This is a genomic window from Micromonospora cremea (assembly GCF_900143515.1).
Taxonomy (GTDB): domain Bacteria; phylum Actinomycetota; class Actinomycetes; order Mycobacteriales; family Micromonosporaceae; genus Micromonospora; species Micromonospora cremea.
The window spans coordinates 1,174,629-1,197,599 of sequence record NZ_FSQT01000001.1; the positions used below are offsets into that span (position 1 = coordinate 1,174,629).

The window sequence follows — 22,971 nt, forward strand, 5'->3', positions numbered from 1 at the left end:
TGATGAGCAACCCGACCGCATCCGACCTGCCCGACGACGTCACCGACCTGCCCGATGAGGGCATCGAACCGATCGCGATCGTCGGCCTGGCCGCGCGCCTGCCCGGCGCGGCCGACGTGCACGAGTTCTGGCGCAACCTCATCGACGGGGTGGAGTCGGTCACCGAGCTGACCCGGGAGGAGCAGCTGGCCCGGGGCGCGATCGTGGCCGAGGTCGACGACCCGGGCTGGGTCAGTCGTGCTCCGCTGGTCGACGGCTACGACGAGTTCGACGCCGCGCTGTTCGGGATGACCGCCCGGGAGGCGGAGCTGACCGACCCGCAGCACCGCCTGTTCCTGGAGTCCTGCCACACGGCTCTGGAGGACGCCGGCTACGACCCGACCCGCTACGACGGCGCGATCGGCGTGTACGCCGGCACCGGCGGCAACACGTACCTGCACCGGAATGTGCTGCGCAACCAGCGCGTCGGCGGCAACCCGCACGGCGCGGTCTCCATCGCCACCGGCAACTCGCCGAACTATGTGGCCACCAACGTGTCGTACCGCCTGGACCTGCGCGGGCCGAGCCTGACCGTGCACACCGCCTGCTCCACCTCCCTGGTCGCGTTCCACCTGGCGTGCGAGGCGCTGCGCAACGGCGAGTGCGACATGGCGCTCGCCGGCGGTGTGAACATCGAGCTGCCGCACGTCGGCTACCTCGGCATGGAGGGCTTCACCTCACCCGACGGCCGCTGCCGCCCGTTCGACGCCGCCGCCAACGGCACGGTGTGGGGCAGCGGTGTCGGGGTGACCCTGCTCAAGCGGCTCTCCGACGCGATCGCCGACGGGGACGCCATCCGCGCGGTCGTGCTCGGCAACGCGATCAACAACGACGGCGCCGGCAAGGTCGGCTTCACCGCGCCCAGCGTCGACGGGCAGGCGTCGGCCATCGCCCAGGCCGTGGCGATGGCCGACGTCGACCCCCGCACCGTCAGCTACGTCGAGGCACACGGCACCGGCACGGCCATGGGCGACCCGATCGAGGTGGCCGCGCTCTCCGCCGTGTACGCCCGCGACACCGACGAGCGGGGCTGGTGCGGCATCGGCTCGGTGAAGTCGAACATCGGGCACCTCAGTCAGCCCTCCGGCATCGTCAGCGTGATCAAGACGGTGCTCGCCATGGAGCACGGGCTGATCCCGCCGACGATCAACTTCGAGACGCCGAACCCGGCCGTCGAGTTCGCCGACACCCCGTTCTACGTGGCGAACACGCTCACAAAGTGGGACACGGACGGCGGGCCCCGCCGGGCCGGGGTCAGCTCGTTCGGCATCGGCGGCACCAACGCCCACGTGGTGCTGGAGGAGGCGCCGGCGGCGTACCGCACCGACCGTCGGGTTCGTCCGGCACATCTGCTCCGGGTCAGCGCGGCCACCCCGAGCGCCCTGGACGCGGCGGTGCAGCACCTCGCCGAGCACCTGGACGGCGCCGCCGACGCCGGGCCGGCGTACCTCGCCGACGTCGCGCACACCCTGCTCGTCGGCCGCCGCCAGTACCCGCACCGCCGCGCCGTGGTAGCCACCGACATCCCGGGTGCGGCCGCCGCCCTGCGCGCCCCGGTGCGCGGACCGCAACCATTGACCAACAGTTCAGCCCCGACGGTAGGGTTCCTCTTCTCCGGCCAGGGCGCCCAGTACGCCGGGATGGGCGCGCAGCTCTACGCCGAGCAGCCCCGCTTCGCCGCGGTCGTCGACGAGTGCGCCGAGCTGCTCCGCCCCGACCTGGGCCTGGACCTGCGCGACCTGATCCTGGGCCGCGACCCGGCGGCGGGGGAGAAGCTCACCGAGACCCGATACACCCAGCCAGCGCTGTTCACCGTCGAGTACGCCCTGGCCGCGCTCTGGCAGGCGGCCGGGGTCCGGCCGGCCGCGATGATCGGCCACTCCATCGGCGAGTACGTCGCGGCCACCGTGGCCGGCGTGCTGAGCCTGCCGGACGCGTTGCGGGTGGTCGCCGCCCGGGGTCGGCTGATGCAGTCGCTGCCCGCCGGGTCGATGCTCGCCGTCGCGCTGGACGAGTCGGTCGTCGTCGACCTGCTGCCCGACGGGCTCTGCGTGGCCACGGTCAACGGCCCGGGCACCTGCGTTGTGGCCGGTGAGACCGTGGAGGCGTTCGCCGCGACGCTGAAGGGCAAGTCGAAGGTGCTGCGCACCTCGCACGCGTTCCACTCGCCGATGATGGAGCCGATCCTCGCCGAGTTCACCGCGCTGATGGGTACGGTGCCGCTGCGCCCGCCGACGGTGCCGTTCCTGTCCAACGTCACCGGCACCTGGATCACCGCCGAGCAGGCCACCGACCCGGCGTACTGGGCGACGCACCTGCGTCAGCCGGTCCGCTTCGGTGACTGCGTGGCCACCCTGCTGACCGCGGGCACCTGGCAACTGGTCGAGTGCGGTCCCGGCCGGCAGTTGGCCAACCTGACCCGGATGCAGGTCGGCAAGGCCGCGCCGGAGCAGCGCACGCTCACCCCGCTGGGCAGCCTGCCCGCCGCCGGGGAGGCGACCGGTGACCTGGCCGCCCTGCTCGCCACCGCCGGGGCGCTGTGGTGCGCCGGGCTGCCGGTGCGTGTCGACGCGGACCCGACGGCCCGCCGGGTGCCGCTGCCCACGTACCCGTTCGAGCGCCGCCGCTACTGGATCGAGCCGGATCCGGAGCAGGCCGTCGCCGCCGCGCCGGTGGAGACCGGGCCGCGACCGCTGGCCGAGTGGTTCGCGGTGCCGGTCTGGCGGCAGGCCGCCCCGCTGCCGCCGTCCGGGTCGTTGGGTCGCTGCCTGGTCCTCACCGCGGGTCCGCGCGGTGACGCGCTGGTCGCCGGCCTGCGGGCCGCCGGTGCCGACCCGGTGCCGGTACGCCCCGGCGACGCCTTCGCCACCGCCGACGATGGCTACCGGCTCCGCCCAGGTGTACGTGCCGACCACGACGCGCTGGTCGCGGCGCTCACCGCCGACGCCACACCGCCGATCCGGCTGGTGCACGCGTTCACCCTGGACGGCGCGCCCACCGGCACCGACATCGGGGCCACCTGGGCCGCTCAGGACCTGGGCTTCTTCAGTGCCCTGCACCTGGTGCAGGCGCTCGCCGGCGCCGGCCTCACCGGCGAGGAGCACGGCGTCGCCCTGGACCTGGTCACCGCCGGCACCGGCGACGTGCGCGGCGACGACCTGCGTCGCCCGGAGCACGCCACCCTCACCGGGTTGGCCCGGGTGCTCCCCGCCGAGCTGCCCGGGCTGGCCGTCCGTCTCATCGACGCGGATCCAACCGACGACGACGCCAGCACGGTGGTCGCCGAGCTGCGCCGTCCCCGGGAGCCCGAGGTGGCCCTGCGCGGCGGCCGCCGCTGGGTGGCCGACGTCGAACAGGTGACGATCGACGCCGAGGGTGAGCCGGGCGCGGTGCGCGACGGCGGCCGGTACCTGGTCACCGGTGGGCTCGGTGGGATCGGCATCACCCTGGCCGAGGACTTCGCCACCCGGGCCCGCGCGCGGCTGGTGCTGCTGGCCCGCTCCGGGCTGCCGGAGCGCGAGCGGTGGGACGACCACCTCGCCGTGCACGGCGACGATCGCGCGGGTCGGGCGATCGCGGCGATCCGGCGGATGGAGGCCGCCGGCGCCGAGGTGCTGGTGCTCGCCGCGGACGTCACCGACCCGGCCGACCTGCGCCGGGTCCGCGACGCCGCGACGGCCGCGTACGGCGGCATCGACGGCATCGTCCACGCGGCCGGCCTGCCCGGCGGCGGGATGGCCGAGGTCAAGGAGCGGGCTGAGGCCGAACGGGTGCTCGCCCCGAAGCTCGCCGGCACCCTCGCCCTCGCCCAGGTCTTCGGCGACCTGCCCCTGGACTTCGTGGTGCTCTGCTCGTCCATCACCGCGGTGGTCGGCGGCTTCGGGCAGGTGGACTACTGCGCCGCCAACGCCTTCCTGGACGCGCACGCCCGCTCCGGCGCCGGCTGGCGGGCTCCGGTGCTGTCGCAGAACTGGGGCGGCTGGGCCGAGGTGGGCATGGCGGTCGAGACCGCCGCGCCGGCCGGCTTCCGGGCTGCCGGTCGCGACACGGTCACCAGCGCGGTCGACCACCCGGTGCTCACCACGAAGGTCACCGGGCCGGCGGAGACCGTGCTGCACGGCCTGGTCTCCGCCAGCACCCACTGGCTGCTCGACGAGCACCGGATCGGCGGCGTGCCGGTCGTACCGGGCACCGCCCACCTGGAATCGGTGCGGGCCGCGGTGGCCGTTGCGCTGCCCGCTCCCGGGCCGGGCGCGGCGGTGGAGCTGCGCGACGTGGTCTTCCTGGAGCCGTTCGCGGTGCCCGACGGCACCGTCGCCCAGTACCGGGTGGAGCTGACGCCGGCCGACGACGGCGGCACCGACTTCGCGGTCCGCAGCCTGGCCGATGGCCGACTGCGCACCCACGTGCGCGGCGCGGCCGGTTGGACCGACGAGCCGGCCCCGCCGGCTGCCCCGGCCGTCCCGGCCGGCCGCCGGGTGGACGACGACGCCTCCTTCGGCCGGGGCCGAACCAGCATGCTCACCTTCGGGCCGCGCTGGGCCGCGCTGGGCGAGCACCACCTGGCCGACGGCTCCGAACTGGCGGTGGTCGAGGCACCCGCCGCGGCCGTCGGCGACCTGCCCGCCTGGGGCCTGCACCCCGCGCTGCTGGACGTGGCGACCGCGTTCGGCCGGGGCCAGGGCAGCGGCACGTACCTGCCGCTGTCGTACGGCCGGATCGTGGTGCGGGGGCCGCTGCCGGCCCGGTTCACCAGCGAGCTGCGGCACCGGCCCGGCGACACCGACGAGGTCGTCGCCGCCGATCTGTCGCTGCGCGACCCGGACGGCCGGGAGCTGGTCGCGATCAGCGACTTCGTGCTGCGCCGGGTCGACCAGGGCGCGGTCACCGGCGGTCTGACCGGACCGTCCGGTACGGACGCCGACGCGGTGGCGCCGACCTCGACCGAGGACATCCGGCCGCTGGACGGCGCGGAGGCGTTCCGCCGTAGCCTCACCGCCGGCCTCGGCGCCCAGGTGGTCATCGCCACCCGGACGGTGGACGACATCCGGCGCCGCGCCGGGCGGGTCACCACCGACAACCTCACCGGCGACGACGCGGTCGCCGACCCGGCGGGGCCCCGCAACGGCGACGGCAGCGCCCAGCCGGGCACCGAACTGGAGATGACCATCGCCCGGGTGTGGCAGGACGGGCTCGGGGTGGCCGAGGTCGACGTCGACGACGACTTCTTCGCCCTGGGCGGCAACTCCCTGGTCGCGGTGCAACTCATCGCGGCGATGCGCAGGGCGACCGGGGTGCGGCTGCCGATGCGCAGCCTCTTCGAGACGCCCACCGTGGCCGGGCTGGCCGCCCGGATCGAGGAGCTGCGGGCCGCCACCACCGACGAGCCGGCCACCCCGGCACCGATCCCCGCCATTCCGCGACTGCCCCGCGCGTGACGAGAAATCAGGAGTAGAGAGCCATGAGCGACACGATCGCCACGCTGCCCGTGGTCGTCGAATCCGACGGCCGGGCGCTGACCGAGCTGATCACCGAGCGCCGCGCCGAGCTGCGCGCCACCTTGGCCGAGCAGGGTGGGCTGCTGTTCCGCGGCTTCGACGTGGGTGGGGTGGACGGCTTCGACCAGGTGGTCCGGGCGCTGTCCGGTGAGCCACTGACCTACACCGAGCGGTCCTCACCGCGGCACGCCATCAAGGGCCGGGTGTACACCTCGACCGACTACCCGCCGGACGAGGAGATCTTCCTGCACAACGAGAACTCGTACCAGGCGCGCTGGCCGTTGACGCTGTTCTTCTACTGCATCACCGCGCCGCAGACGCTGGGCGCCACCCCGCTGGCCGACATCCGGCAGGTCTACCGCGAGATCGACCCGGCGGTACGCGAGGAGTTCGTCCGCCGCCGCTGGATGCTGATGCGCAACTTCCACGAGGACTTCGGCGCCAGCTGGCAGCACGTGTTCGGCACCGACGACCGGGCCGAGGTCGAGGCGTACGCGGCGGCCAACCGGATCAGTCTGGAGTGGACGGGCCGCGACGGGCTGCGTACCCGGGCGGTCCGCGACGCCGTGCGCCACCGGCCCGGCTCGGACACCCCACGCTGGTTCAACCACGCCACCTTCTTCCACGTGAGCAGCCTGGCCAAGGACCTCCAGGAGGGACTGCTGGCCATGTTCGGCGCCGACGGGTTGCCGTCGAACACCTACTACGGCGACGGCGGCGAGATCCCCGCCGACGTCATGGACCACCTGCGCGCCGCCTACCGGGCCGCCAGCGTCCGCTTCGACTACCAGCGCGACGACGTGCTGGTGGTCGACAACATGACCGCCGCGCACGGTCGGGAGCCGTTCACCGGCCCCCGCAGGATCGCCGTCGCGATGGCCGAACCGCACACCCCCGACACCGTTGGAGAGCAGTGATGGCCGAAACCCGATTCCTGGTCGTGCGCAACGACGAGGAGCAGTACTCCATCTGGTCGGCCGAGCGGGACCTCCCGGCGGGGTGGCACGACACCGGGTTCGCCGGCACCCGCGAGGAGTGCCTGGCGCACATCGACACCGCCTGGACCGACATGCGCCCCCGCTCGGTACGCGAGGCGAGCAAGTGAGCGAGCGTAGCGAGCGAACCAGCAGGCACAGCAGCGCGGCGCTTGCGCCGCCGCGAAGCGGTGGCGTGAGCGCGAGCAGTGCAGCGAAGCGGAGCCGCGCAGTCGCGAACGGAAGGCAGCAACGATGACCAGCGAGTGGACCTTCCCGGCCTCCTTCGCCCAGGAGCGGGTGTGGACGGCCAACCAACTCGATCCCGGCTCGCCGGTCTACAACGTGTCCGCGCCGTGGCGGTTTCCGGCCGGCCTCACCGCGGCCCAGGCCGTCCAGGTGCTCGCCCAGGTGGTCGCCCGGCACGAGTCGCTCCGCACCCACCTGCGGATCGTCGACGGTGCTCTGGTGCAGGTCGTCCGTGCCGCCGAGCCGCTGGAGCTGCCCGAGCTGGACCTGACCGGCCTGCCCGCCGACGAGCAGGACCGCCGTCACCGCCAGACGATGACCGAGCTGGCCCGTACGCCGATCCCGCTGGACGCCCCGCCACCGTGGCGGGCCCGGCTGGTCCGGTTCGCCGGCGACCGGGTCGGGTTGCAGTTCGTGGTGCACCACGCGGTCTTCGACAGCCACTCCGCGGTGCTCTTCACCGCCGAGTTGGACGCGTTCGGTCGGGCCGCGCTGACCGGCGCGCCCGCCGACGTGCCCGAGCTGCCCATCCAGTACGCCGATTTCGCCGTCTGGCAGCGTGACCAGTTCGCCGGTGACGAGCTGACACGACAGCTCGCCGTCTGGCGCGACCGGTTGGCCGGCGCCCCCGCGGTGACCGGCCTGCCGCTGGACCGGCCGCGCCCCGCCCAGCTCGGCTTCGCCGGCGACGAGGTGCGCTTCGACCTTCCCGACGGGCTGCTGGACCGGGTCGGGCAGCTCGCCGCCACCACCTCGGCCACCCCGTACATGGTGCTGCTGGCCACGTTCGCCGCACTGCTGTCCAGGATCTCCGGCGACCCCGAGGTGGTGGTCGGCGTCTCCACCGCCGGCCGGGACACGGCCGAGCTGACCTCGCTGATCGGCATGTTCGTCAACCCGGTCGCGCTGCGGTGCGACCTGACCGGCGACCCGAGCGTCACCGAGCTGCTCGGCCGGGTCCGCGCCGGCCTGGTGGACGCGATGGAGCACGGTCAGACGCCGTTCCAGCGGATCGTCGAGGCGGTCGCCCCGCACCGTGACCCGTCGGTACAGCCGGTGTTCCAGACCGCGCTGAACTTCATCCCGAACTCCGGCCTGGACCCGGTGCCGCTGGGCACCACCAAGGACGACCTGGCCTTCGACATCACCGCCGGCACCAGCCGACTGGTCTACCGCACCGACCTGTTCGAGCGGGCCACCGCCGAGTCGGTCGTCGCCCGCTACCTGCGGCTGCTCGCCGCCGCCGTCACCGACCCGGCGACGCGGCTGTCCACGCTGCCCCTGCTCGACGACGCTGAACGCGACGTGCTGCTCACCTGGACAGGCACCGGCGGTGAGGTGGCCCCGGCCACCCTGGTCGCCGAGGTGGAGCGGCAGGCCGCCGCCACCCCGGCCGCTGTCGCGCTGGTCTGCGACGGGGTGCACCTGAGCTACGCCGAGCTGGCCGCCCGGGCCAACCGGCTGGCCCGGCTGCTGGTCGACCGCGGCGCCGGCCCGGAGACCCCGGTCGCGCTGCTGCTGCCCCGCTCGGTGGAGCTGGTGGTGGCCATCCTCGCGGTGCTCAAGGCGGGCGCGGCGTACCTGCCGGTGGACACCGGCTACCCGGCGAACCGGATCGGCTACCTGTTGGCCGACGCGGAGCCGGCGCTGGTGCTGGCCACCCCGCAGACGGCCGCGCTCGCCCCGACCGACGCGCTGGTGCTCGGCCCGACGACCGCCGCCGACCTGGACGACGCCGACCTGACCGACGACGACCGGCGGGCGCCGCTGCGCCCGGAGCATCCCGCGTACCTGCTCTACACCTCCGGCTCCACCGGCCGGCCCAAGGGAGTGCTGGTTGAGCACCGCGCGGTCACCGCCTACCTGGCCTGGGCCCGGGACACCTACCCGGGGCTGGCCGGCACCGCGCTGCTGCACTCGCCGGTCTCGTTCGACCTGACCGTGACCGGGCTGCTCGGCCCGCTCACCGCCGGCGGCACGGTCCGGCTGGCCGGCATCGACACGCCGGCGGCCCGCGCCGGCGGCCCGCCCACCTTCCTCAAGGTCACCCCCAGCCACCTGCCGCTGCTCGACGACGCGCTGTCGCCCACCACCGACCTGGTGATCGGCGGCGAGGCGCTGGCCGGTGAGCAACTGGCCGGTTGGCGGGCGACCCACCCCGAGGTGGCCGTGATCAACGAGTACGGCCCGACCGAGGCGACCGTCGGCTGCGTCGCGGCCCGGATCGCCCCCGGGCAGCCGGTGCCCGCCGGGCCGGTGCCGATCGGCCAGCCCACCTGGACGACCCGGGTCCACCTGCTCGACGCCGCGCTGACCCCGGTGCCGCCCGGTGTGGTCGGCGAGCTGTACGTCGCCGGGTCGCAACTGGCTCGGGGCTACCTGCGCCGGCCGGCGCTCACCGCCGAGCACTTCCTGCCCTGCCCGTACGGGCCGGCGGGGGAGCGGATGTACCGCACCGGTGACCTGGCCCGCTGGCGGGCCGACGGGACGCTGGAGTACGTGGGCCGCCGGGACAACCAGGTCAAGGTGCGCGGCATGCGGATCGAGCTGGGCGAGATCGAGTCGGTGCTGCGCGCCCGCCCGGACGTGGACGAGGCGGCGGTCGTGGTCCGCGCCGACACCGGCGAGCCGACGTTGGTCGGCTACCTGGTCGGCCCGGCCGACGAGGCGGCGCTCGCCGCCGACCTGGCCCTTGAGCTGCCCGCGCACCTCGTGCCGAGCGCGCTCGTCCGGTTGGACGCGCTGCCGCTGACCCCGAACGGCAAGCTGGACATCGCCGCGCTGCCCGCACCCGCCGCCACCACCTCCGACGATTTCCTCGCCCCGCGCACCGACGCCGAGGCCCTGGTCGCCGAGGTCTACGCCGAGATCCTCCAACTGGAGAAGGTCGGCGCGCTCGACGACTTCTTCGCCCTCGGCGGCAACTCGTTGCGGGGCATGCGGGCGATGGCCCGTATCCGCGCCGAGGTGGACGTGGAGTTGCCGATGCGGGCGTTGTTCAGCAGCCCGGTGGTGGCGGACCTGGCCGCCCAGATCGAGCAGCGGATCGCCGCCGAGTTCGACGAGCTCTCCGAAACCGAGGTCGCCGCGCTGCTCGCGGCGGAGAAGGACACCCCGACATGACCGACGTGAAGGACCCGGCCCGCGACGCCGCCCGACAGGCCCTGATCGCCCAGCGGCTGCGCCGACGGTCGGGCGGCACCCCGGCCGCGCGGATCACCCCCCGCCCGCCGGACGCCGAGGTGCCGCTGTCGTACGCCCAGGAGCGGGTCTGGTTCATGGATCAGCTCGCCCCCGGCGAGCCGGCGTACCACATCGCGGTGCCGCTGCGGGTGCGTGGCCCGCTCGATGTCGCGGCGCTGCGCCGCGCGCTGGCCGACCTGACCCGGCGGCACGAGTCGCTGCGCACGCGGTACCCGGCCGACTCCGACGGGCGGCCCACGGTGGTGCTCGACGACGCGGTCGAGGTGCCGCTGACCGTGGTCGACGCCGCCGACGAGGCCGCCGCGCGGGCGCTGGTCGACGAGGCCGCCGCCGAGCCGTTCGACCTGGCCAACGGGCCGCTGCTGCGCGCCCTGCTGATCCGCCTGGCACCGACCGAGCACGTGCTCTTGCTCGGCCAGCACCACATCGTCGGCGACGGCTGGTCGGTGGACGTGCTGCTGCGTGACCTGATCGCCCGCTACCGCGACGGGGAGCTGCCCGTCCTGCCGGTGCAGTACGGCGACTTCGCCGTCTGGGAGGCGCGGGAGCTGGCCGGGCCGAGCGCCCGCCGGCATCTGGACTGGTGGAAGGGGCGGCTGGCCGGGGTCACGCCGCTGGAGCTTCCGCTGGACCTGCCCCGGCCGGCCACCCAGACCTACCGGGGTGACTTCGTCGAGTTCACTCTCGACCGAGCCGGCACCGAGGGGCTGGCCGCGCTGACCCGCTCGTACGGCGGCACGCTGTTCATGACGCTGCTCGCCGCGTACCAGGTGTTCCTGGCCCGGCACGCCGGGCAGGACGACTTCGCGGTGGGCGCGTCGGTGGCCGGCCGGTCCGCGCCGGAGCTGGAGAACGTGGTCGGCATGTTCGTCAACATGCTGCCGATGCGGGCCGAGCTGACCGGCGACCCGACCTTCGGCGAGCTGCTGGAGCGGACCCGGCGCGCGGTGCTGGACGGGCTGGAGCACGCCGAGGTGCCGTTCGCCCGGGTGGTGCACGAGCTGGGGCTGCCGCGCGACGTCAGCCGCTCACCGGTGTTCCAGGCGATGTTCGTGTTGCAGAACTACGAGATGGGCCGGTTCGCCGGGGTTGCCGACGACGCCGGGGTCGGCTTCGAGTGGCATCCGATGGAGCTGCGCGCCACCCGCTTCGACTTCGAGTTGCACGCCGTCGAGACCGGCGACGGACTCTGGGGCAAGCTGGTCTTCAACACGGACCTGTTCACCCGGGACACCGTCGAGCGGATGGCGCACCGGCTGACCACCCTGCTGCGCGCCGTGGTCGCCGCCCCGGACCTGCCGGTCTCCGCGCTGGACCTGCTCGCCCCGGCCGAGCGGGAGCTGCTGGCCGGGTGGAACGACACGGCCGGCGACCTCCCCCGGCAGCAGACCCTGCACGCCCCGATCGAGGAGCGGGCCGCCCGTACGCCGGAAGCGGTGGCGCTGAGGTGCGCCGGCCGCTCGGTGACGTACGCCGAGCTGAACGCGGCGGCGAACCGCGTGGCGCACCGGCTGCGCGCTGCCGGGGTGGGTCCGGAGACCCTGGTCGGGGTCTGCGCGGAACGTTCGGTGGAGCTGGTGGCCGGCCTGCTCGGCGTGCTCAAGGCCGGCGGCGCCCACCTTCCGCTGGACCCGGAGTACCCGGCGGACCGGCTGGCCTTCATGGTCACCGACGCCGCGGCGCCGGTGGTGCTGGTGCAGGAGCACCTGCGCGACGTGCTGCCGGCGACCGACGCGAGCGTGCTCGTCCTGAACGACGAGTCGGTCTGGTCCGACCAGCCGACGACCGACCCGACGCCGACGGCCGGCCCGGCCAACCTGGCGTACGTCATCTACACCTCCGGCTCCACCGGCCGGCCCAAGGGCGTGCCGAACACCCACCGGGGCATCGTCAACCGCCTCGACTGGATGCAGCGCACCTACCGGCTCGGCGCCGACGACGCGGTGTTGCAGAAGACCCCGGCCAGCTTCGACGTCTCGGTCTGGGAGTTCTTCTGGCCGCTGCGTGCGGGCGCCCGGCTGGTGCTGGCCGAGCCGGGCGGTCACAAGGACGCCGGCTACCTGCGCGACCTGCTGATCTCCGAGCGGGTCACCACCGCCCACTTCGTACCGTCCATGCTCACCGTCTTCCTCGCCGAGGACGGCGTCGAGGCGGCCACCGCGCTGCGCCGGGTGATCTGCAGCGGCGAGGAGTTGCCGCTCGCCGCTGCCCGGGACTTCACCGCCCGGCTGCCCGGCTGCGGCCTGCACAACCTGTACGGCCCGACCGAGGCGGCGATCGACGTCAGCGCCTGGACGTGCGACCCGGCGCTGCTGGCGGAGCTGACCAGCGTGCCGATCGGCGCGCCGATCAGCAACCTGACGCTGCACGTGCTGGACGCCCGGGGCAACCGGTGCCCGGTCGGCGTCGCCGGTGAGCTGCACATCGGCGGCGTCGGGCTGGCCCGGGGCTACCATCGCCGGCCGGCGCTGACCGCGGAGCGGTTCGTGCCGGACCCGTTCGCCGCCGAGCCGGGCGCGCGGCTGTACCGCACCGGCGACCTGGCCCGCTGGCGCGGCTCGCCGGGCGGGTCGCCGGGCGGGGTGCTGGAGTTCCTCGGGCGGATCGACCACCAGGTCAAGCTGCGCGGGCTGCGCATCGAGCTGGGCGAGATCGAGAGCGCGCTGCGCGCCCAGCACGGGGTGACCGAGGCGGTGGTCCTGGTCCGCGAGGACAGCCCCGGCGACAAGCGGCTCACCGGGTACCTGGTCGGCGCGGCCGAGCACGACGCGGTCAAGGCGGCGCTGAAGGAGACCCTGCCGGAGTACATGGTGCCGGCGGCGTTCGTCACCCTGGACGCCCTGCCGCTGACCCCGAACGGCAAGCTGGACCGCAGGGCGCTGCCCGCGCCGGTGGTCACCCGCGCCGCGTCGGTGGCGTTGGTCGAGCCGCGCGACGACACCGAGCGGCTGCTCGCCGGCATCTGGTCCGACGTGCTCGGGGTGGCCACCCTCGGCATCGACGACGACTTCTTCGACCTGGGTGGGCACTCGATGCTCGCCACCCAGGTCGTGGCCCGGATCCGCACGGCCGAGCACGGCGGACGGCCGGTCGGCGTGATGGACCTGTTCCAGCAGCGGACCATCCGCGACCTGGCCGCGTTCATGTCCGGCGGTGGCGAGGGCGACGGGCCGCGCCGGTTGCTCTACGAGCTGACCAAGCCGATCCCGGCGGCGCAGAGGGTGATCACCTACGTCTGCGTGCCGTACGGCGGCGGCAGCGCGATCGTCTACCAGCCCCTCGCGGACGCACTGCCGGACGGTCACGCGCTCTGGTCCCTCGCGATCCCCGGGCACGACGTGGGGCTCACCGAGAACGCGCTGCCCTTCGATGAGCTGACCACCCGCGTCGCCGAGGAGATCCTCGAACGCGTCGAGGGCCCGCTCGCCCTGTACGGGCACTGCGGCGTCGGCAGCGCCATCGTCGCCGAGGTGGCCCGCAAGGTGGAGGCCGCCGGCCGGGAACTGACCGCGCTCTACATCGGCGCGATGTTCCCGTTCGCCCGTCCGAAGGGACTCTTCGCGGCGGCCCGTACGCGGCTGGAGAAGCTGCGCAGCAACAAGCACTACGCGAGCTGGCTCAAGTCGATGGGGGTGGACACCGACGAGCTGGACCCGGAGCAGGCCGACCGGATCATCAGCAACATGCGCGCCGACTCCCGAGCCTCGGAGGAGTACTTCACCGACCTGCTCGACCGACGCGCCGTGAAGCTACGCGCCCCGATCATCTCGGTGGTCGGCTCGGAGGACCCGGTCACCGACTACCACACCGAGCGGTACGCCGAGTGGCAGTTCCTCAGCGACCGCCTGGCGCTGGTCGTCCTCGACCAGGCCGGGCACTTCTTCCTCAAGTACCGGGCCGAGGAGCTGGCCGAGATCGTCACCCGGGTGCACCCGGCGCTCGTCGCCGGGAACGTGTCCGCGCTGACCGCCCAGGCACGCGGCGAGGACGCGGGTTGGGCGGTGGCCGACACCAAGGGCGCCCTCGCCGGCCCGGAACAGCCGGTGGTCCGGCCGAGTATGGCCCGGTTCGTGGCGGTCACCGTCGGGCAGCTCGTCTCCACCACCGGCTCGGCGCTGACCGCGTTCGCCCTGCCGATCTGGCTGTTCACCCGCACCGGCTCGGTGGCCAACCTGGGCCTGCTCTGGGCCCTCGCGCTGGTCTGCGGGGTGCTGATGCTGCCGGTCGCGGGCGCGATCACCGACCGGGTCAGCCGGCGGAAGATCATGATGATCGCCAGTTGCAGCGCCGGCTCGATCCAGCTGATCCTCGCCGCACTGCTCTGGACCGACAACCTCGCGCTCTGGCACATCTACGCCCTGGTGGCGCTGAGCCAGGTGGCCGGGTCGTTCCAGCGGATCGCGTTCCAGTCGGCCGTGCCGCAGCTGGTGCCCAAGCGCTACCTGGGCCACGTCATGGGCATCACCCAGCTCTCCAACGGCTTCGCCATGCTGCTGATGCCGGTCTTCGCCGCGGGCCTGCTGGCCGCGATCGACCTCAAGGGCATCCTGTTGCTGGACGTGGTCAGCTACTTGGTCGCCGTGGTGACCCTGTCGGTGGTCCGCTTCCCCGACCTGCTCGGCTGGCGGCCGAAGGAGCGGCTGCTGGTGGCTATCGCCAACGGGCTGCGCTACTCGTGGCGGCACCGCGGCTTCCGCCTTATGCTGGGCTACTTCGCGCTGGGCAACATCTTCCTGGCCCCCGCGCTGGTGCTCACCACCCCGTTGGTGCTCTCCTTCGGCAGCGCCACGCAGGTGGCCCAGGTGGCTCTCGCCGAGGCGCTCGGCGCGGTGGCCGGTGGCGTACTCATGTCGCTGTGGGGCGGGCCCCGGCACCGGCGCATGATCGGCGTGCTGATCGGCAACCTCGGCACCGCACTGGGCTGCGTCCTGGTTGGCCTGGACGCGTCCGTCGCGATGATCTGCGTCGGCGCGTTCTGGCTGGCCATGTCGATGACCACCGCGCAGTCCATCTACGCCACCATCGTCCAGGTCAAGGTGCCGCAGCGCTTCCACGGCCGGGTGTTCAGCCTCAACCAGACCATTTCCTGGTCGACGCTGCCGATCGGGTTCGCGTTGCTCGCCCCGGGGGCCACCGCGCTGTTCGAGCCGATGCTCGCCCCGGGCGGGACGCTCGCCGGGTCGGTGGGCGCGGTGATCGGCACCGGTCCGGGCCGGGGCATGGGGTTCGCGTACGTCTGCTTCGGCGCGGCGCTGATCCTGATCACCCTGGGCGGCTTCGCGATCCGGCTGCTGCGCCGCTTCGACCTGGAGGTGCCGGACTCGCTGCCCGACGACCTGATCGGCGCGCAGGAGCGGGAACGGCGGCTGGCGGCTCGCGCCGCAGAACGCGAGGAGGAGCGGGTGCCGGTGAGCGTCTGAGCCCGCAGTGTCGCCGCGGTGCCGCACGGCACTGCGGTGGCAGCCACCGAGCACAAGATCATCTTGGGGATTGGCCGGATCTGCCGAGCGGCGCCGTGGTACGAGTGCTCGGTGAATCCTGATGGCCGCCGCCGGCCGGGCACCAGCCCGAGATGGCGTGACCGGCTGGTGGCGCGTGCGAAGGCGACTGCTGCTCGGGTTCGGGGTCGAGGTGGCCGGGCGGGACGACTGCGGCTAAGTCAGTTGGAAGCGGCCCTGGTGATCTCGGTGCAGGCCGGACTCGCCGCGGCTCTGGCTTGGTCGATAGGTCACGATCTGCTGGGCAACCCCGCGCCGATCTTCGCCCCCTCCGCCGCGGTGGGCACGATCGTCGCCGCTCTGGGACAGCGTGCCCATCGCACGGTCGAACTGCTGCTCGGAGTCGGGTTTGGCATCGCCACCTCCGACTTCCTGCTGTCCTTTCTGGGCACCGGGTTCTGGCAGACCGGATTCGTCGTCGGATGCGCCATCCTCGCCACACTGGTGCTGTTTGGGCGCAGCGGGGCAGCCGTCGGCCAGGCCGGCGGTACGGCGGTGCTGCTCGCGACCCTGGCGCCAGCGCAGAAGGACCTGGAATGGCCGCGAATCGTGGAGGCGATGGTCGGCGGAGTGGTGGGCCTCGTGGTGGTCGCGTTGCTGGTGCCGCTGAACCCGATGCGGATCCTCGACCGTGACGCGGCCCCGATCTTCCACTGCCTCGCCCGTCAGCTACGGGAGGTTTCCGCAGCGCTCACGACGAGCGATCAACAGCGGGCGGTTCGCGCGTTGGACACCCTACGCGGCATGGGACCGGACCTCGACCGGATGCACGAGGCACTCAGCGGCGCCGAGGAGGTCGTCAGCCTCGCGCCGGCCCGCTGGCTGCGCCGTCAGGATGTGGAGCGGTTCGCACGCGCGAGCCAGCAGGTGGAACGAGTCATCGAGCACAGTCGGGGAGTGGCCCGCCGGTCAGCGCTGGCGTTGCAGTACAACGAACGGATTCCCGCCGACCTGGCCGACAGCGTCGGACAACTCGCCGACGCTGTCGAGCTGCTGCGCCGTGAGCATCGCGCCGGGCGCCCCACCGAGAGGACCCGCCACGCGGTACGCGCCGCCGCTTACCGGGCCGGCCGGACGCGGGCCCAGGGAATCGACGAGTTCGGGGACGCGGTGGTGACCCAGGTGCGTACCGCCGCCAGCGACCTCCTTCGCGCCACCGGGTGTGACGCGACAACCGCGAACGAAGAGGTACGCCATGCGGTGCAGCAGGGCGAGGACTCCGTTCGGGCGGGTGGTACGCCTGAGTGAGTTACGGGCCGAGGCCCACCCGGTGAAACGCTCGACCAGATCGCGCACGGGATGTCCGGGCCCAGACCGGCGAGATCGCCGGCGGCCTCCTCGCCCAGCGCCGCGAAATGGGTCAGCAGCGATATTCGGTCGGTCCGGTGCTCGCCGAGCAGGCGTCGAGCCTGGTGACGACTGAAGAGCTTGTCACTGTGTCAAGGTCAAGCGGGGCCACGCCGGAAGATGGGCAGGCAACCGTCCGGTGCCGGCATGGCGGAGCCGCCGCCGCGCCTGGCCGTCGGGCGAGGCGATCGGCGGCATCCGGGCCGCGCTCGAATCCCGACTTGCCGAGTTGGAGAAGTCAGCCCAGCGTGGCCGCCTTGCGGAGCAGCACTGAGCGTTCGCGCTGGTTGGCGCACAGCCGGGCCGCCAGCTCCAGCTCGGCGCGCGCCTCCGGTCGCCGGCCGAGGCGGGCCAGCAGCTCACCGCGTACGGTCGGAACCAGATGCGAACCGGGGAGCCGGTCCGAGGCGATCAGCTCGTCCACGATGGCCAGGGCCTGCACCGGACCCGAGGCCATGGCCACGGCGACGGCCCGATTGAGCTCGACCACCGGCGAGGTTGCGACCCGGCCGAGTGCCTCGTAGAGCACCACGATCCGGTCCCAGTCGGTTGCCTCGACCGAGGGCGCCGACGCGTGGGTGGCGGCGATCGCGGCCTGCAGGCCGTAGGGGCCGAGGCCGCGAGTCGATGCCTTGGCCAGCGCGGCCAGCCCACGGCGGATCGCCGAGATGTCCCACCGCCGCCGGTCCTGGTCCTCCAGCAGGACCGGCGAACCGTCTGCGCCGGTCCGGGCTGGGAAGCGCGCGGCCGTCAGCTCGCACAACGCCAGCAGGCCGTGCACCTCCGGCTCGTCCGGCTGCAGCGCGGCCAGCGTGCGGGCCAGCCGGATCGCCTCGTACGCGACGTCAGGGCGCAGCAGCCGGTCGCCCGACGTGGCCGTCGACCCTTCAGTGAAAATCACGTAGAGGACGCTGAGCACGGCGCCCAGCCGCTCCCGGCGCTCGCCGGCCGCCGGCAGCTCGAACGGCACCCCGGCCGCCGCGATCGTCTTCTTGCCGCGGGTGATGCGGGCCTGCACGGTCGGCACAGGCACCAGGAACGCGCGTGCGATCTCCTCGGTGGACAGGCCGCCGACCACGCGCAGGGTCAGCGCCACCCGAGCCTCGCGGGAGAGCACCGGGTGGCAGCTGACGAACATCAGCGCCAGGACGTCGTCGTCGATCCTGTCGAGGTCGATGTCGTCGTCGACCGCCGGGCCGGCCGCCAGTAGGGCGTACCGGTCCTGCAGGGCGGCCCGGCGGCGGATCGCGTCGAACGCCCGCCGCCGGGCCGTGGCCATCAGCCAGCCGGCCGGATTGGCCGGAGCGGCAAGCGGCCACGACACCAGCGCCTCAGCCACCGCCTCCTGGGCCGCATCCTCGGCCAGCCCGAAATCGCCGGTGAACCGGGTCAGCGCGGCGACAATCCGCGCCGACTCGATCCGCCAGACGGCCTCGACGTCGGCCGTACCCATCAGATCTGGCCGCTGCTCTCGCGCAAGACCCCTTGCTTGACGAACTTCCCGTTCTCCTGCGGGACCTCGTCCTCCCCGGGCACCCGCCGGACCTCGATCTTGGACCCGGGGGCCGCCGGGACCCGCTTGGCCCACTCGACCGCCTCCCGTTTCGAGGCGACGTCGAGCAGGAAGAAGCCCCCGAACAGTTCCTTGGTTTCGCCGTACGGCCCGTCCGTGACCACCGGGGCCTCGCCGCTGAAGTCGACCACGACGCCCTGCCCCGGATCGTCCAGCCCTTCCGCAGCGAGGAGAACGCCGGCCTTGACCATCTCCTCGATGAACTGGCGGGTCGTGGCCATCATCTCGTCGACGTTGGCCATCATGGCCGCGTTCGACTCGTCGGTGCCTCGCATGATCAGCAGGTACTTCGGCATTGCGTTCTCCTCGTTCGGAGGGGCCGCCACTCGGCCCTCGCACCCTCACGTCGAACGAGCGGCCCGCGGATCGACAGTGCCCCGGAGAAATCTCTCGCCGCGACGCAGCCGATCCCTCCGACCCGCGTCTCGCCCGTCAGACCGGCCGGTGAGCGATGGCTGACGCGGACGCCCTGCTGATCAGAAAGCTTATCTTTCCGCTACCGGTCTGAAGAGAGGGCGACGGGAATCTTCAGCGGCGTTTCGCGCTTCGTCACCGTGCACGGAAACGCCCCGGCTCAGGCGTCGGCCTCCGGTAGCTCCTCCGGCTCGGCGACCCAGCCGGAGAAGACCGGGATCCCGTGCCAGGGCCCGGTCGCGTCGCCGGCCCGCTGGTCGGTGGCGACCGCGACCACCGCGTACGGGTGGCCGAAGCGCAGCTCGGCGGTGCGGGCGAGGCCCTCCGGCGGCATGCTGGTCAGCTCGAACATGCCGGTCACCGCAGCCGCCTCGAAGCCGTACCGGCCGAACCGGGCCATCGCCGCCTGCCGGGCCTCGAAGTCCTGCACCGGCAGGGCCAGCGCCGTGGCCAGCGCCGCGGACGCGGCCGGGAAGCCGAGCGCCGGCGCGGTCAGATCGTGCTCGCTGCGGGCCGACCAGCAGGGGAGCACCGCCGTGTGCCGCTCCTCGCGGCCGTCGCGGGCCCGGGTGCGTACCCGTTCCTCGCGCAGCGTCCACAGGGGAGCGTCGCCGAGCGGCAGGTCGAACAGCGAGCGGCGGCCGGGCGGCTCCGCGCCGTCGGCCACGCCGGCGCTGAGCTGGTACGCGGCGGCCAGTACCTCGGCCGGCGGCACGTGCGGCTCGGCGGCCACCGAGACGACCACCAGCCCCGCGCCGTCGGCCGCCTGGGCGGGCGCGGCGTGCACGATCACGTCACCGGCCCGCGCGGTCGAGACGATGGCGCCCCGGTGGCCGCGGCGCGGGCTGCGCAGCACCCGGCGCAGCCTGCCCGCCCAAGCGCTGCCGGGGCCGAGCGCCCCGGCGTCGGCGATCTCGAACGGGTCCGCCCAGGAGATCCGGGTCGCCAGCGCGCTGGCCAGGGCCAGCACCACGTCCGGCCCGACCCGCAGCGGGAACTTCTCGATCAGGCCGAGGGTGTGCTCACGCGCCCAGGCGTCCAACCCGGCCTGGTCGGGCAGCGGGCCGACCTCGGTCGTCGCCGGCAGTGCCGCCCGCCAGTCGGTTGACCCGCCGTCGCCCTGACCCGGCCGGTGCCAGAGCGCGGTGGCGGACGCGACCAGCGGATGCGGCGCGTCCAGCAGCGCGCGGGCCACCTCGGCCGCGCTGGTCAGGTCGGTGCCGAGGGCCTCCGCGAGCCCCTCGGCCGCCGGGCGGTCGGCGCGGTCGGTCGCGGTCGTCGCGCAGAGCGCGAGCAGCAGCCAGGCGCCGAGCGGTGAGGCGACGTGGTGCTCGGTGCCGATCTCAGCGTGCAGGTTGTCGGCGTACCGGGACAGCGGGCTGTGCAGGTCGCTCGTCATGCCTCCACTCTGCCCCAACCGCCTCACCGGGGCAGGGGGCCGAAGTCACGAGAACAGTTCGAACGGCTCGTCGATCTCCTCACCGGCCAGGAAGGGCGTGATCAGCCGGGGGAGCTGCCCCGGGTAGAAGTTGGCCGAGCTGGCCACCACCTCCGCCAGCGGCCACCAGCGAAAGCCGAAGTAGTCCTCCAGCTCGTAGTCGAGCCGGTCCGTCTCGTCCACGTCCGGGCCCGGGCCGTCCAGCCGTACCGCGACGACCACCTCGTCCTGGACGTGGCGCAACTGACGGTGCAGGAAGGTCGCCCGCCGACGCCAGGTCGGCGCGCCCACCTGGTCGCCGGTGACCGCGATGCCGGTCTCCTCGCGCAGCTCCCGCACCGCCGTGTCGTGGTACGTCTCCCCGGGGTCCATGCCGCCGCCGGGCAGCTCCCACCAGGTGCCCCGCGCCGGGCGGTCCGGGTCGCGGGTGTGGAACAGCAGCACCCGGTCCGCGTGGTCGAGGACCACCACCCGCACCGCGCGTCGCTCCAGGATCGGCAGGTCGCGCGGCAGCTCAATCATTGGTTCCCCGCAGCCCGGCGCCAGCGATCACGGTGCGACCCAGCCGTACCGGGGTGCCACCGCGCAGGGAGTTGGGGATCTCGGCGATCGCGTCCACCCGCTCGACCAGAGCGCGGAGCACCTCCGGCGGGGCATCGCCCTCGACGCGGACGTCGTACCGGACCTCGCTGGACACCGCCGGCTCGCCGGTGAAGTCGCCGCGCACCGTCACCTCGACCCGGTGCAGGTCGAGGCCGGCCGCCCGCGCCTCCCGGAACAGGTCGTTGGAGACGCAACCGGCGACCGCGAGGTAGAGCAGTTGGCCGCCGTTGAACCCGAGCCCGCCGCCGCCGGCGTCCGAGGGCCGGTCCACCACCAGGGTGTACGCCCCGGCGGAACCGAGCGCCGTCGCCGTCCCGGGGAGCGTGCTGGTACGCACCTCAATCGTCACTGGGAGCACCTCCGCGTCGTCCCGCTGCCGGGCACCAGTGTGCCGCAACGCGGCCCGGCCAGGTGGCCGGCGTGGGGACCGGTAGGCTGCCCGCCGTGGCTGGTCTGTTGAGGAACGTGGCGGCGCGCATCTCCCGGGTTGGCGCGGTGATTCCGTCCCCGCGACGTACCGGGCCCGCCCCGGCGCAGGTGGCTCGCCGTCGCCAGGTGAGTGCGTTGCAGCGGCGCGAGCTGACCTACGCCCCGGAGCGGGACGGCCAGGCCGACCCCGGGGAGATCGTCTGGACCTGGGTGCCGTACGAGGACGACCCCCGGCAGGGTAAGGACCGGCCGGTGCTGGTCGTCGGACGGCACAGCCGGACGCTGTTCGGGTTGATGCTGTCCAGCCAGAGCGAGCGGGACGGGCAGCGGCACTGGTTCGCGCTCGGGCCCGGTGACTGGGACCGGGACAACCGGCCGAGCTGGGTCCGGCTGGACCGGGTGCTCACCATGCGCGAGGACAGCATCCGCCGCGAGGGCGCCGTGCTGGACCGCCCTCGGTTCGACCGGGTCGGGCAGGCCCTGCGCGCGGGCTACGGCTGGCGCTGACCGCACCGACCCCGCTCGCCGCGAGGGGCCGTCAGGCCGGCTCGCGGCTCGGACCGCCCTCCCGGCGCGTCCCGACGGCGGGTATTGGCTGCTCGGCGGCTGTCGGGCGAACCACGCGGACATTCAGGCTTCTTCCGGAAGGTGTTGACGGAACCGCGTTGAGCTGTATATTCAACTCGTCGGTTAATAAGCCAGATGGTTGAGAGCGACACATGACAACAGATCCGGTCAGCACCGTGTTCGCCGCTCTGGCCGATCCGACCCGTCGGGCCATCCTGGCCCGGCTGGCGACCGGCGAGGCGACGGTCAACGAGTTGGCGGAGCCGTTCCCGATCAGCGTTCAGGCGATCTCCAAGCACCTCAACGTGCTCGAGCGCGCCGGGCTGATCGTGCGGACCCGCGAGGCGCAGTGGCGGCGTTGCCGGCTCGACCCGGCCCCGCTGAGGACGCTGGCCGAGTGGGTCGAGCAGTACCGCCGGCTCTGGGACGCCCGTTACGACACATTGGACGACTACCTGCGCGACCTGAAGGAGAAGAACCGTGGACAAGTCCCGTGACCTCATCATCGACATGCCGTCCGACCGGGAGATCACTCTCACCCGGTCCTTCGACGCCCCGCGCGAGCTGGTCTACGCCGCGCACAGCCAGGCCGAGCACCTGAAGCACTGGTGGGGGCGGGGCAACCCGATCGACGTCGAGATCGACTTCCGGGAGGGCGGCGGCTACCGCAACGTCGAACACGCCGAGGACGGCAACGAGTACGCCTTCCGCGGTGAGTTCCGAGAGATCGTGGTGCCGGAGCGGATCGTGCAGACCTTCGAGTACGAGGGCATGCCCGGTCAGGTGGCGGTGGAGACGCTGGTCTTCACCGAGCACGATGGCCGCACCACCGTCACCAGCACCACCCGGTTCGACACCACCGAGCAGCGCGACGGCATGGCCGAGTCCGGCATGGCGCAGGGCGCCGCCGAGTCCTACGCCGCACTGGACCGGTACCTCGCCACCCTGCGCTGACCCGGGACGCGCCACCCGGGCCGCGACCGGTAAATCCGGGTGGGCCGGGTGGCGCACCCGGTGGCATCGTGTGCGCGTGATCGAGGACGCGTCGCGTCAGGTGGCCGGCTGGGTCCGCACGGACTTCGGCCCCGACCTGACCAGCATCGACGAGGTGACGCACGGGGCCGACCAGCACGCCCGG

Annotated in this window: 14 protein-coding genes; 9 read left to right on the forward strand and 5 right to left on the reverse strand. The window is 73.5% G+C overall.

Annotation, left to right across the window (positions count from 1 at the left end):
* Positions 1 to 2 precede the first annotated feature (2 nt).
* The 6 genes from BUS84_RS05195 (at position 3) to BUS84_RS05220 (ending at position 16,710) form a co-directional block, all read left to right on the forward strand.
* Positions 3 to 5,477, forward strand: a complete 5,475-nt coding sequence (locus tag BUS84_RS05195) for a type I polyketide synthase (protein WP_074312124.1) — start codon at positions 3 to 5, stop codon at positions 5,475 to 5,477.
* 23 nt (positions 5,478 to 5,500) lie between these two features.
* Positions 5,501 to 6,454, forward strand: coding sequence for a TauD/TfdA family dioxygenase (locus tag BUS84_RS05200; protein ID WP_074309197.1), 954 nt, complete (start codon positions 5,501 to 5,503; stop codon positions 6,452 to 6,454).
* On the forward strand, positions 6,454 to 6,642 hold the full coding sequence (locus tag BUS84_RS05205; RefSeq protein ID WP_074309199.1) for an MbtH family protein: 189 nt from the start codon (positions 6,454 to 6,456) through the stop codon (positions 6,640 to 6,642). Before BUS84_RS05200 ends, BUS84_RS05205 begins: the two co-directional genes overlap by 1 nt.
* A gap of 124 nt (positions 6,643 to 6,766) precedes the next feature.
* On the forward strand, positions 6,767 to 9,883 hold the full coding sequence (locus tag BUS84_RS05210) for a non-ribosomal peptide synthetase (RefSeq protein WP_074309201.1): 3,117 nt from the start codon (positions 6,767 to 6,769) through the stop codon (positions 9,881 to 9,883).
* Positions 9,880 to 15,384 (forward strand): non-ribosomal peptide synthetase/MFS transporter, encoded by a 5,505-nt coding sequence (locus BUS84_RS05215; RefSeq protein ID WP_074309202.1) that lies wholly within the window; start codon positions 9,880 to 9,882, stop codon positions 15,382 to 15,384. The genes BUS84_RS05210 and BUS84_RS05215 overlap by 4 nt, the downstream gene beginning before the upstream one ends.
* 258 nt (positions 15,385 to 15,642) lie before the next feature.
* Positions 15,643 to 16,710, forward strand: coding sequence for an FUSC family protein (locus BUS84_RS05220; protein WP_244298389.1), 1,068 nt, complete (start codon positions 15,643 to 15,645; stop codon positions 16,708 to 16,710).
* A 337-nt stretch (positions 16,711 to 17,047) separates the two neighbouring features.
* Here BUS84_RS05220 and BUS84_RS05225 read toward each other — a convergent pair whose 3' ends face one another.
* The 5 genes from BUS84_RS05225 to BUS84_RS05245 form a co-directional block, all read right to left on the reverse strand.
* On the reverse strand, positions 17,048 to 18,262 hold the full coding sequence (locus tag BUS84_RS05225; RefSeq protein ID WP_143728238.1) for an RNA polymerase sigma factor: 1,215 nt from the start codon (positions 18,260 to 18,262) through the stop codon (positions 17,048 to 17,050).
* The gene (locus BUS84_RS05230) at positions 18,262 to 18,678 is read right to left on the reverse strand and encodes a YciI family protein (RefSeq protein ID WP_074312130.1); all 417 of its coding nucleotides are present in this window, start codon (positions 18,676 to 18,678) and stop codon (positions 18,262 to 18,264) included. The genes BUS84_RS05225 and BUS84_RS05230 overlap by 1 nt, the downstream gene beginning before the upstream one ends.
* A gap of 278 nt (positions 18,679 to 18,956) precedes the next feature.
* Positions 18,957 to 20,195 carry a serpin family protein gene (locus BUS84_RS05235; RefSeq protein ID WP_074309204.1) on the reverse strand — a complete coding sequence of 413 codons (1,239 nt, stop codon included), beginning with the start codon at positions 20,193 to 20,195 and terminating at the stop codon, positions 18,957 to 18,959.
* A 45-nt stretch (positions 20,196 to 20,240) separates the two neighbouring features.
* Positions 20,241 to 20,756 carry an NUDIX hydrolase gene (locus BUS84_RS05240; RefSeq protein ID WP_208869527.1) on the reverse strand — a complete coding sequence of 172 codons (516 nt, stop codon included), beginning with the start codon at positions 20,754 to 20,756 and terminating at the stop codon, positions 20,241 to 20,243.
* Positions 20,749 to 21,186 (reverse strand): OsmC family protein, encoded by a 438-nt coding sequence (locus BUS84_RS05245; RefSeq protein WP_084757222.1) that lies wholly within the window; start codon positions 21,184 to 21,186, stop codon positions 20,749 to 20,751. The genes BUS84_RS05240 and BUS84_RS05245 overlap by 8 nt, the downstream gene beginning before the upstream one ends.
* 95 nt (positions 21,187 to 21,281) lie before the next feature.
* Between BUS84_RS05245 and BUS84_RS05250 the strand changes: the two genes are divergently transcribed.
* The 3 genes from BUS84_RS05250 to BUS84_RS05260 all read left to right on the forward strand — a co-directional run bounded on the left by BUS84_RS05250 (position 21,282) and on the right by BUS84_RS05260 (position 22,787).
* Positions 21,282 to 21,773, forward strand: a complete 492-nt coding sequence (locus BUS84_RS05250; protein WP_074309205.1) for a type II toxin-antitoxin system PemK/MazF family toxin — start codon at positions 21,282 to 21,284, stop codon at positions 21,771 to 21,773.
* Between the two features lie 212 nt (positions 21,774 to 21,985).
* Entirely contained in the window at positions 21,986 to 22,330 is a 345-nt protein-coding gene (locus BUS84_RS05255; RefSeq protein ID WP_074309209.1) for an ArsR/SmtB family transcription factor, read from the forward strand.
* Positions 22,314 to 22,787, forward strand: a complete 474-nt coding sequence (locus tag BUS84_RS05260) for an SRPBCC family protein (protein WP_143728239.1) — start codon at positions 22,314 to 22,316, stop codon at positions 22,785 to 22,787. Before BUS84_RS05255 ends, BUS84_RS05260 begins: the two co-directional genes overlap by 17 nt.
* Positions 22,788 to 22,971 lie beyond the last annotated feature (184 nt).

Coding starts and splice junctions, on each gene's coding strand:
- BUS84_RS05225 (WP_143728238.1), bottom strand. CDS start 18,262: ATGGGTACGGCCGACGTCGAGGCCGTCTGGCGGATCGAGTCGGCGCGG.
- BUS84_RS05240 (WP_208869527.1), bottom strand. CDS start 20,756: ATGATTGAGCTGCCGCGCGACCTGCCGATCCTGGAGCGACGCGCGGTG.
- BUS84_RS05195 (WP_074312124.1), top strand. CDS start 3: ATGAGCAACCCGACCGCATCCGACCTGCCCGACGACGTCACCGACCTG.
- BUS84_RS05230 (WP_074312130.1), bottom strand. CDS start 18,678: ATGCCGAAGTACCTGCTGATCATGCGAGGCACCGACGAGTCGAACGCG.
- BUS84_RS05215 (WP_074309202.1), top strand. CDS start 9,880: ATGACCGACGTGAAGGACCCGGCCCGCGACGCCGCCCGACAGGCCCTG.
- BUS84_RS05255 (WP_074309209.1), top strand. CDS start 21,986: ATGACAACAGATCCGGTCAGCACCGTGTTCGCCGCTCTGGCCGATCCG.
- BUS84_RS05235 (WP_074309204.1), bottom strand. CDS start 20,195: ATGACGAGCGACCTGCACAGCCCGCTGTCCCGGTACGCCGACAACCTG.
- BUS84_RS05210 (WP_074309201.1), top strand. CDS start 6,767: ATGACCAGCGAGTGGACCTTCCCGGCCTCCTTCGCCCAGGAGCGGGTG.
- BUS84_RS05205 (WP_074309199.1), top strand. CDS start 6,454: ATGGCCGAAACCCGATTCCTGGTCGTGCGCAACGACGAGGAGCAGTAC.
- BUS84_RS05200 (WP_074309197.1), top strand. CDS start 5,501: ATGAGCGACACGATCGCCACGCTGCCCGTGGTCGTCGAATCCGACGGC.